This is a genomic window from Micromonospora sp. NPDC023633, from assembly GCF_040640035.1.
Taxonomy (GTDB): domain Bacteria; phylum Actinomycetota; class Actinomycetes; order Mycobacteriales; family Micromonosporaceae; genus Micromonospora.
Map to the genome: position 1 here is coordinate 19,929 of NZ_JBFABB010000088.1, position 10,605 is coordinate 30,533.

Sequence of the window (10,605 nt, forward strand, 5' to 3'; positions counted from 1 at the left end):
CGCAGCAATGGCCCGGCCGGTTTGACTGTCAGCTCGCTGCCTGAGATAGATCTTGAGGCGATCGGGCAGGCACTAATTGGGGGCGCGGGAGCCTCGCGTGCCAGTAGTTCGGCAGTGGGGGCCGGCGCGGCGACTGGAGTCGTTGGTCCCAGCGCGCCCGCTGGCGGTCGGGTTACGACTCGCAGGCGGTCCGACACTCAGCAGTCGGTTGACGGTTCGGCGGATCATGGCCGGCTTGCCGCGGTACAACCCGCAGAGGCGACGCGCTCTCAGGGGACGGGGTCGGGCCGCGCCTACCGGCGCATGCCTGATGCGGAAGAGGTCAGGGCCGTGTACGAGGCCGCTGGTACCGTCACCGGCGTCGCCGAACACTACGGGGTTCCGCGGCACACGGCGAAGGGTTGGATAGGCCGGTTGCGGAAGCTGAACGGTAAACCATCGTAACAGTGTGCTGCCCGTGGTCGGGCTCACCGCATAAAGGAGAGCTTTGATGAGCGAGTACCTCATCACAGTTGAGCAGGTTGGCGGCAGCGGGCAGATAAAGGTCGTTGTGGACCTGGCCTCAGCTGGCCCTACCGTCCGGGAGATTTCGGTACGGCCTGACGACGGTGGCTCCGCCATACCGCAGACGCTGGCTGAGCTGGACTTTCGACAGGTTATCGAGATTGCGTTTCGGCTATCCGGAGACGCGGAACCCGCTGGCTCGGTGCTAGACATCGTTGACAGACACGACATAGAACGAGACGAACCTGCGCAGCCAATCGACGGAGGGCGGACGTCGGCGCCTGCGGACAAGGTGCCGCCCAGACGCGTCGGTAAGCACGTAAGCGACATGCCGCCCGACTTCCCCGTCACGTACTGGAAGATGGGGAGTGCGGCGAGGGTCGCCGAGCACTACTCGGTTCCCCGGCAGGTCGCCAACGGCTGGATTAAGGAGCTGCGACGAAGCGGTAAGGCGCCGGATCCATGGCGCCAGGGACGGACGCGCGGGCGGCCACTCTGAGCCAGACCATGTCGCACGCCTCCCGGACACGGGTTCAGGCCGCTGCAGGCAGAACGTGAGTGCGAATGACCTTGCCGACGTCGGCTTCGAGGGCCGAGAACCCGTACGAATCCGTTCCAGGCGTTCCCACACCGGGACGACGCTCGGCGCTCGCGGTCCTGCACCCGATTGAACGCGGCCCGTCGGGCCCGGCAGCGGCGGTATTGATCGCAGCGCCGGTCGGGCGCACCGCCGTGGCGGTAAGCTTGCGGCCGCCGTAGGACAGGTAGTGCGGGCCGCGCACGCCTCGGGGAGGGCCCCTTGAGTCCATCCAACGATATGGCTGGCAATTTCGCCACCAATGCGGATCCGATGACTCGCTTGATGGGCTGCGCAGCAGTCCATCCTCGCCAGTCTCCCGCGGCCGGGTCTCCACGTGCCGGCGTACATTAGGCGACCTGCTAATCGTGTGCTGCGATGGGTGACCGACGCGATCGACGAGACCTGGCGCGGAACGGTCGTACGGGCCTCATCTATACGAAATGGTTAGCGGAGATCGTCTGGGCGGTCGCCTGCACTGTCCCCGCCCGGACCTGTACAGAGGTGTCAAACTCGGAGGTTCCGGCTCCTGTCCGTTCAGAGATTGGGCTTCTCGTCTACCAGCACGGGCAGCGCCAGTGCGCGCCCAGATGAGGTCCGACGAAGCCGGCTACGATGCGGTGGCCGAAAGTCTTGAAGGGCAAGAGCGGTGTCGCAAAGGGGCGACACCGCGATGTCTGGCGCGGTGTCCGTCGGTATCGCAAGGGAGGCCGCCCGCACCACGGCAGCTCGTGGTCGCCGGCCAAGCGCCCGGACCGGCCGCCCGGCCAACTACCCCCGTACGCACGGGATCCGCTACTTCCACGGCTGCTACAGCCAGCCTAGGCGACGAACAGTTCTGGGTCATGCGCCGCCGCAAAGGCGGCGACCACACACCTGACCGCGCTCTAGACGATCCGGCCGCCCGCCCGGACGGTGCACCCGTCTACGTAATCCTGGACAACCTGACCACGAACAAGACGCCGCATCCGGACCTGGCGCGCGGAACAGGTCGAACTCTGCCTGACCCCGACCAGCGTCGCCTGGGCCAACCCGATCGAGGCCCAGTTTAGGCCGCTACGCAGCGTCACCATGACCTCTTCCAACTACCCCAACCACACCGTTCTCGCCCGCGACCGGCAGGCATACCTACGCTGGCGCAACGCCGACGCCCGCCACCCCAGCGTCCTAGCCATACAACGCCGCGAATGCGCAGGCATCCGTTGCGAACGCCAACAACGCTGGGGCCGACCGCGCTCCAAAGCCGCCTGACACCAGACCCGGAGAACGTTCGTGGTCAGCGCACTAGCCGCGCGGAGCCGCCCGGATGGAGGAGGCACCACCGCCACCAGTGCGATGGGTCAGCGGCGTCTCCCACCTCATCGGGTGAGAGATCGCGGCGTAGGGCGCAGTGAGACCTCGTGCGCAAACGACGACCACCGTCTGCACCACGGCACCGCGAAGGCATGACCTGTTACCCCGGTCGCCTCACCGCGCGCCGGCTCAGACAAGATCCGTATCTAGGCTCGGCATCCCAAGGCTGCAACGGCATCGGCGGCCTCCTCAAAGAATGCACCATGCCGCTTGAGCTGCACCGACGCAGGTCTCAACAAGCTCACCGGTGGCCGCGGTCGCCGCCGGTGATGCCCCCGCCTCCAGCCTGGAGCTGTTGCGGCGGCTCGCCGCCGAGCGGGCCGAGCTGCCGCTGGACCTGGTCGGCCCGGACAGCCGGCTGCTCGACCACCTGCACCTGAGCTCCATCACCGTCGGCCAGATCGTCAATCAGGTCGCGGCCCAGCTGGGGATCGCGGCCGCGCAGGCCCCGCGGAACTTCGCCACCTCGACCCTGCGGGAACTGGCGGACGCTTTCGACGCCTTGTCCCGCCCGAGACCGTGGAGCCGGTCGCGCCGGCGGTGTCCGTCGGGGCGGCGTCCTGGGTCCGCCCCTGGTCGGTTGACCTGGACGTCACGCCGATCCCGCACCGGATGGCCGCGGTCGCCGACGGCGAGTGGCAGGTCTTCGCACCGGCCGGTCACCCGTTCGTCCCGGGGCTGGGCACGGCCCTGGCCCAGGCCGGGGTGGGCGCGGGCGTGCTGGTCTGCCTGCCGCCGGCCTGCGCCGAGGGCGACCTCGAACTGGCCTTGCGGGGAGCCAAGGCCGTTCTGGCCGACCTGTCCAGCCGGCGGTTCGTCCTGGTCCAGCACGATCGGAGCGCGGCCGGGCTGGCCAAGACGCTGCATCTGGAGTCGCCGCAGACCCCGGTCATCGTGGTCCATCTGGCCACCGATGATCAGGCGGTGGCCCGGGTGACCGCCGAGACCGCCGCAACGGAGTCCTTCGCGGAGGTGTTCTACGACGCGGACGGCACCCGCCGGACCCGACGTTGCGGGTGCTGCCCTTCGAACCGGCCCGGACCGTCCCGGCCCTCACGGCGCAGGACGTGCTGCTGGTCACCGGGGGCGGCAAGGGCATCACGGCCGAGTGCGCCCTGGCCATGGCCCAGGACAGCGGGGCCAAGCTCGCGTTGCTGGGGCGATCGGACCCGGCCCAGGACGCCGAGCTCTCGGCCAACCTCCAGCGGACGGCACAGGCCGGTCTCACCGTCGAGTACGCGCGGGCCGATGTCACCGACGCCCGGTCGGTCAAGCACGCAGTGGCCACGCTGACCGCGACGCTCGGCCCGGTCACCGCGGTGCTGCACGGCGCCGGTCGCAACGAACCGGCGTCGCTGGTGACCCTGGAGACCGAAACCATTGCCCGCACCTTCGCGCCGAAGGTTGGCGGCCTGCGCGCCGTACTGGCAGCCGTCGATCCCCAGGACCTACGGCTGCTGGTCACCCTGGGCAGCAGCATCGGCCGTACCGGGCTGCGCGGTGAGGCCCACTACGCCATGGCGAACGAATGGCTGGCCGAGGCCACTGCCGAGTTCGGCAAGCGCAATCCGCACGTCCGCACGATGTGTCTCGAGTGGTCGGTGTGGTCGGGCGTGGGCATGGGTGAACGGCTCAACGTAATCGAGACGCTCGGCCGCGAAGGGGTGAGCGCCATCTCGCCCGACCAGGGGATCGCCGTGCTGCGGCGTCTGCTGGCCGACCCGCATACGCCGACCACGGTGGTCATCAGCGGCCGCACCAACAGCATCGACACGATGCGCTACGACCAGCCGGAGCTGCCGCTGCTGCGCTTCGTCGACCGTCCGCTGGTGCGCTACCACGGGGTCGAGCTGATCTGCGAGGTCGAGCTGAGCGCGGGAACCGACCTGTACCTGACCGATCACCTGCTCGACGGCAACCAGCTCTTCCCGGCGGTCTTCGGGATGGAGGCCATGGCACAGGTGGCGGCGGCCGTCACCGGTGAGGCCACCGCGCCGGTCGCCGAGAACGTCGAGTTTCTCCGGCCGATCGTCGTGCCGGTGCACGACAGCATCCGGATCCGGGTCGCGGCCGTGGTTACCGGTTCGGGCACGGTCGAGGTCGCGTTGCACAGCGAGGAGACCGCTTCGCCACCGACCACTTCCGAGCGCGGTTGTGCTTCCGGCCAACCACCCCGGCGGCCGGCGCACCCGAGCAGATCGAGCCGGGCCTGCCCGAGGTGCCGCTCGACCCGGCGACCGACCTCTACGGCCCGGTGCTGTTCCAGGGACACCGGTTCCAACGCCTGCGGACCTACCACCTCGCCACGGCCCGCGACGTGGACGCCACCGTGGCGGCCGACGCCAGGACCGACTGGTTCGCGGCCTATCTGCCGTCCACGCTGCTGCTCGGCGATCCGGGTGTACGGGACGCGATGATGCACGGCAACCAGGTCTGCGTGCCCGACGCGACGTTGCTTCCGGAGGGGATCGAGCGGAACGTGCCGGCCGGCGCGGCCATGTTCGACGCCGACTCGCTCCGGTTCCGCGCCACGGAGCGCTCACGGGACGGGGACGCCTACGTCTACGACATCGCTTTGCGCGACGCGGCCGGCGCGGTCGTCGATCGGTGGGAGGGCCTGCGGCTGCGTGCCGTACGGAAGCGGGACGGGTCGGGGCCCTGGTATCCGGTCCTGCTCGGTTCCTACCTGGAACGGGCGATGCACGACGTGCTGGGGTCGGCGATCGCGGTCGCGGTCGAGCCCGCACCGGCCGGGCCGCTCCAGCCGATCACCACGGTCGCGGTCGGCCGGGCCCTTGGTGGGCCGGTCATGGTCCGGTACAGCGAGGACGGTCAACCGCGGGTCCCCGGCAAGCGCACGGTGTCGGCCAGTTCGGCGGCCGGTCTCGCCCTGTGCGTCGCGGCCACGGATCCGGTTGGCTGCGCCGTCGCCGCGGTGGAGAGCCGGACCGGGCAAGCATGGGCCGACCGACTGGGCGAGCACGCGTCGGTGGCGCATCTGGTTGCCGAGGCCGCCAGCGAACCACTGGACGCGGCGGCAACGCGTCTCCAGGTCGCCCGGCAATGCCTGCCCGACGCCGGCGAATGGCGTGTGACGGCGGCCGAGCCGATCGGCTGGGTCGTGCTCGGGTGCGGCGACCGGCGGGTAGCCACCTTTTGTCACTCGAGTGTCCGGCGTCCACGACAAGGTTGCCGTGGCCGTTCTCAGCGGAGGGCGTGAATAGACCGTGGAGGAGTGTTACGAGTACCGCCAAACCGTGGGGTTCGAGGAAACCAACATGGTGGGCAACGTCTACTACCTCAATTACCTGCGCTGGCAGAGCCGGTGCCGGGAGATGTTCCTCAAGGACCGGGCGTCTTCGGTGCTCGAGGACCTCCAGCAGGACCTGAAGCTGTTCACCCTCAAGGTGGACTGCGAGTTCTTCGCTGAGCTCACCGCGTTCGACGAGCTCTCCATCCGCATGCGACTGATCGAACTGGCCCAGACACAGCTGCAGTTCGGCTTCGACTACGTGCGGCTGGCCGCGGGCGGGGAAACGCTGGTCGCTCGCGGCAATCAACGGGTCGCCTGCATGCGGGGGCCCAACACCCGGACGTCCCCGGCCCGCGTGCCGGAGGCGTTGGCCAAGGCCCTACAGCCCTATTCCTAGGCGGCCCCAGGAGGGAATGTGGAAAGGCTCCAGCTGGCTCACGATGCCGTCCACGAGCAGGCATCCGTGCGACGCTTCCTCGGCGCCTTCGCCACCGGGGTCACCGTGGTGACGGCGGGCGGAGACCTGGCACACGGCATGACGGCCAACTCCTTTACCGCGGTATCCCTTGCTCCGCCACTGATCCTGGTCTGTGTCGGACGGGACGCCCGGATGCACCACGTGCTCGATCGGCAGGCCACCTTCGCGGTGTCGATCCTGGCGTCCGACCAGAGGGAGGTGGCGCGGTACTTCGCCGACAAACGACGGCCGGTCGGCCCGGAACAGTTCGATGCCGTGTCGTGGTTCCCCGGCGCCTACAGTGGCGCGTCGCTTATCGACGGGGTGCTGGCCCACCTCGAATGCGAACTGGACCAAAGCCACGAGGCGGGCGACCATACGATCTACGTCGGTCGGCTGCTGTCGTTGTGGCGCCGGCCCGGTGAGGACGCGCTGATGTTCCTCAACGGCCAGTTCCTCCGTCCGTGCCGCCTGTTGGCCGGACCCGCAGGCGTGGCGGTCGCCCCGACCGACTGCCACGTGTGGTGCATCGACCCGGCCGACGCTCCCGACTGGTGCGAGGACCTGCTCAGCGAATCGGAGCGGGCCCGCGCCGGGTCCCTCTGCCGGGTCGCGGCGCGACGGCGGTTCACGACGGCCACCGCGCTCCTCAAGGTCGCGGTTGCCGAGTCGGCCGATGACGATCCGCGGAAGGTCAAGCTTCGCCGCGAGTGCCCGGACTGCCGAGGGCCGCACGGGCGCCCTGAGGTCGTCGGAAGCACGCTCAACGTCTCCCTCACGCATGCCGGCGACCGGGTGGCGGTCGCGCTGTGCGCGGACGCAGCCGTCGGAGTAGACGCCGAGCAGGTGATCGCCGACGTCGACGTCGACAGCATGCTGGGACTGGTGCTCAGCGACGCCGAGCGCGCGGACTTCCGCGCTGTTCACGGCCGGCCGGCCCGGACCCAGGCATTCTTCCACTGTTGGACGCGCAAGGAGTCGGTGCTGAAGGCGACCGGCGACGGGCTGCGGATCTCGATGTCGAACCTGACAGTGTGGGCGCCGCACGACCCGGCCCGGCTGACCGGCTTCATCGACCGCCCGGACCTCGTCGGGACGGCGCAGATCGTCGATCTGGATCCCGGACCGGGTTATGTCGGGGCGGTCACAGTGTTGTCGGTCCGGCCCGTGCGGGTCCGCGTACGCGACGGCGCGGAGGCGTTTGCCGCCACCGGCTTTGTCCGCTGACCTGGACCGGCGGTCAGAGCCAGCCGAACTCGCCGGTGTCGCCGAACGACACGACCAGCCGGGCCGCGTCATCGCGCCACTTCTTCGTGATTGCGGTCGTTGCGCCGGACTCTTGACAGGGTGCGCGGAGATTGAGAATCGTGTATGGAGTCGTTCCGGTGAAGAAAACTTCTACGGGGGAAGGATCATCGATGCCTCGTCCACGTTCGCCCCTTCGGCCGTGGGATCGGCGTTGATCGCCGGGCGGCTCGTCACGCTACCTCGACCGCCGCTGCTCCAGGCATTCGCTCCTAGGGCCCAGCGAGTTAGCCCGGTCGTGACTTGCACAAGCTCGTCATTGCCTTCGTTACGTAGCATCAGGTTCACCGTGTTCGGAACGCAGAGCCCTAAGCTTCTTGATCGCAGGCTGCATCGTTCACCTCGAAGTGTCTTTCCGGCCAGGTTGGGGCAGTCGGCTGCTCCAGGCAATTAGCGGGTCTGCCGCACCTCATGGATCGCCTCACAAGACAATTTAGGATCACCAGTCTCTTGCGGACGGTGGCCCATAGTGGATTTGCGATGTGGAAGGGCCGCCAGCTACTATGAATGATTTTGGACGGGTTCTGGGACTAGGCCGGGCCGCTGTCGCCCGGCACGCACAGTGGTGCCGCCCGCTGGGATTGAAATGGTGACGCGACCGACAGGTGGTGCGCTGCGTCCTGTTCGGACAGTAGGGCGAGGACCGTTAGGGGTTCGTGCCACAAGAGCAGGATCTCGGCTGCGGAATGGCCTGCTTCCGGCGACTGGCCGAGTGGCGCGAGGCGGGAGTCCGGCAAAGCCTGCACGAGGTACTGCCGGCCGATCCGCATGCTGCGGACATGCTCGACTGGCTGTAGGCGCTGTTCGACAATTCGTACGTGTGGGATCAGAAGGGCGACCCACGATAGGTCGGCAGCGTCGAAACCGGCTCGAAACGTCATGTCATCATCGAAGGCGCGAGTATCCCGCTCGCTGTCAGTCTGACCGTCGGCAACCGGCTCGACGTCTCCAGTTCACGCCGCTAATCAATTCCGTCCCAATAGTGCGAGCACTGCGGCGGCTCTGCCGCCTGCCGGATGCGCTCGAATCCGATCGAGGCTATGGCGACGAAATCTACACGATCAGGGCATCGCGCACTACATTTTCGCTCAACTCGCTACAAGGCACGGCCGATTGGCGCTCGCCAGTGGGCGTGGATCGAACCGTCGCATCGCTGCACTGTTCCTCCGCGATTGGGTCCGCTGGCAGATTCTCAAGGACATTCGCCAAAGGCCTTCACGTGCCCGGCCTGCCGGATCATTGCTAATGACGTCTCGTCAAACGATTCAGTGTCAAGACTCCGACCGCGTGGCGCTGACCTGTTGGCCCGTGATCGAAGATCACGTGTAGGTCAGGTGACTGTGTGAGCCCAGCCGGGGGCGTCACCGGCAGGCCCACTTCCAGGCCGCTGGTTCGTGTTTTCCGCAGTGTGGATTAGAATATCTGAGGATGGCGATGTCTGAGACCTTCAGCGATGTCTGAGACCTTCCGAGGCCAGGATAGTGCGATTGCCGTTATTGGTGTGTCGTGCCGTCTGCCACGCGCCGCTGGTCCGGCAGCATTCTGGACCCTGTTACGCGATGGGCTGGACGCGATCTCATCCACTCCTGCTGATCGCTGGGGCGTCACTCCGTTCGACCCGGGCAATCCGCCCCTGGGTACAGGGTATGGGGGCTACCTTGACGGGGTTGACCAGTTCGATGCTGGGTTTTTCGGGATTTCGCCACGGGAAGCTGCCGCCGTTGACCCGCAGCAGCGACTGACGCTTGAGCTGAGCTGGGAGGCGCTTGAGGACGCCGGCGTCGTGCCGGAGCGAATTAGGGGCACCCGCGTCGGGGTGTTCATCGGTGCGAATAAGGATGACTACGCAACCCTATCGCGCCGGTACGGTTTGGAGGCAATCACTGCGCACAGCAACACCGGCCTGCAGCGTGGCATGATCGCCAACCGGGTGTCGTATACGCTCGGGTTGACTGGACCGAGCATCACCGTCGATACCGCCCAGTCGTCGTCGCTAGTTGCCATTCACCTCGCCTGTGACAGCCTGCGTCGCGGCGAGTGTTCCAGCGCAATTGTCGGCGGCGTTATTCTCAATCTCAGCTCAGAGGCTGCCGTTGAGTTGTCGAGGTTCGGGGCACTGTCGCCGGATGGCCGCTGTTTCACATTTGATGCTCGAGCCAACGGGTTCGTGCGCGGCGAAGGCGGTGCAGTAGTTGTACTGAAACCGTTACGGCAGGCATTGGTCGACGGTGACCACGTGTATTGCATCATTCGCGGCAGCGCTATCAACCACGATGGGATAAGCGAAGGTCTGACGGTTCCTAGTGCCTCCGCGCAGGAGGAGGTCATTCGGTTCGCGCATGAACGCGCAGGCGTACAAGCAGCAGACATTCAGTATGTCGAGTTGCACGGCACTGGCACGAAGGTTGGTGATCCGATCGAGGCGGCCGCGCTGGGCGCGGCCGTTGGCAGGCCCCGCCGTGCTTACGGTCCACTGCGGGTGGGATCGGTTAAGACGAACATTGGCCATCTTGAGTGTGCCGCGGGTATCGCCGGATTACTCAAGGTGATCTTGGCAATCTACCATCGCCAGATTCCCGCCAGCTTGAACTTCCGGCAGGCGAGTCCGTGGGTTCGGCTGGAGGAACAGAACCTACAGGTTCAGACGCAGACCGCTGGATGGCCGGATCCCAGCCGGCCGCTGGTTGCGGGCGTTAGCTCGTTTGGCATGGGCGGCACCAACTGCCACGTCGTCGTAAGCGAGGTCGCCGACGTTGAGGTTGTTGAGAGTGTCAGGCTCGGCGGGCCGATGGGGTCGGCGCCGTTGGCACTGTCGCTGTCGGCGAGAACGGCCCGTGCGTTGGGTGAGCAGGCGATGAGGCTACGGGCGTTCGCGACCGAGCAGCCGGAGATCTCGGCCCGGGATGTGGCCTGGACTCTGGCCACCGCCCGGTCGGTGTTTGCGCATCGGGCGGTGGTGGTGGCCGAGGATTTGGCCGGGTTCCTGGCCGGGTTGCAGGATCTGGCCGGGTTGCAGGATCCGGCCGGGTTGCAGGATCTGGACGCCTCGCCGGTGGTGGTTCGTGGTGTCGCGGCTGGTGCGGGTAGCGCGACGGGTCCGGTGTTCGTGTTTCCGGGTCAGGGAGCGCAGTGGGTGGGCATGGGTGTGGCGTTGTG

The 10,605-nt window shown here is 67.4% G+C and carries 6 protein-coding genes and 3 pseudogenes; 8 read left to right on the forward strand and 1 reads right to left on the reverse strand.

Going from position 1 to position 10,605, the window contains the following annotated elements:
* Nucleotides 1–490: 490 nt before the first annotated feature.
* Together AB0G13_RS24210 and AB0G13_RS24215 are read left to right on the forward strand one after the other, a co-directional pair.
* Nucleotides 491–1,003, forward strand: coding sequence for a hypothetical protein (locus tag AB0G13_RS24210; RefSeq protein ID WP_357878235.1), 513 nt, complete (start codon nucleotides 491–493; stop codon nucleotides 1,001–1,003).
* 789 nt (nucleotides 1,004–1,792) lie between these two features.
* Nucleotides 1,793–2,332 (forward strand): annotated as a pseudogene (locus AB0G13_RS24215) (IS630 family transposase); the annotation flags it as partial.
* Nucleotides 2,333–2,675: 343 nt separating this feature from the next.
* Here the strand turns inward: AB0G13_RS24215 and AB0G13_RS24220 are convergent.
* On the reverse strand, nucleotides 2,676–2,810 hold the full coding sequence (locus AB0G13_RS24220; protein WP_357878238.1) for a hypothetical protein: 135 nt from the start codon (nucleotides 2,808–2,810) through the stop codon (nucleotides 2,676–2,678).
* Between the two features lie 745 nt (nucleotides 2,811–3,555).
* Between AB0G13_RS24220 and AB0G13_RS24225 the strand changes: the two are divergent.
* The 6 genes and pseudogenes from AB0G13_RS24225 to AB0G13_RS24250 all read left to right on the forward strand — a co-directional run.
* Nucleotides 3,556–4,488: pseudogene (locus tag AB0G13_RS24225) on the forward strand (SDR family oxidoreductase); the annotation flags it as partial.
* A 200-nt stretch (nucleotides 4,489–4,688) separates the two neighbouring features.
* The gene (locus tag AB0G13_RS24230) at nucleotides 4,689–5,654 is read left to right on the forward strand and encodes a polyketide synthase dehydratase domain-containing protein (RefSeq protein ID WP_357878241.1); all 966 of its coding nucleotides are present in this window, start codon (nucleotides 4,689–4,691) and stop codon (nucleotides 5,652–5,654) included.
* Between the two features lie 7 nt (nucleotides 5,655–5,661).
* Complete coding sequence (locus AB0G13_RS24235) at nucleotides 5,662–6,084, forward strand: acyl-CoA thioesterase (RefSeq protein ID WP_357878244.1); 423 nt, start codon at nucleotides 5,662–5,664, stop codon at nucleotides 6,082–6,084.
* 33 nt (nucleotides 6,085–6,117) lie between these two features.
* Nucleotides 6,118–6,606, forward strand: a pseudogene (locus AB0G13_RS24240) (flavin reductase family protein); the annotation flags it as partial.
* Nucleotides 6,580–7,371 (forward strand): 4'-phosphopantetheinyl transferase superfamily protein, encoded by a 792-nt coding sequence (locus AB0G13_RS24245; RefSeq protein ID WP_357878256.1) that lies wholly within the window; start codon nucleotides 6,580–6,582, stop codon nucleotides 7,369–7,371. The pseudogene AB0G13_RS24240 and the gene AB0G13_RS24245, both read left to right, overlap by 27 nt.
* Nucleotides 7,372–8,902: 1,531 nt before the next feature.
* Nucleotides 8,903–10,605, forward strand: a 1,703-nt coding sequence (locus tag AB0G13_RS24250) for a beta-ketoacyl synthase N-terminal-like domain-containing protein (protein ID WP_357878247.1), incomplete at its 3' end; no start/stop codon positions are given.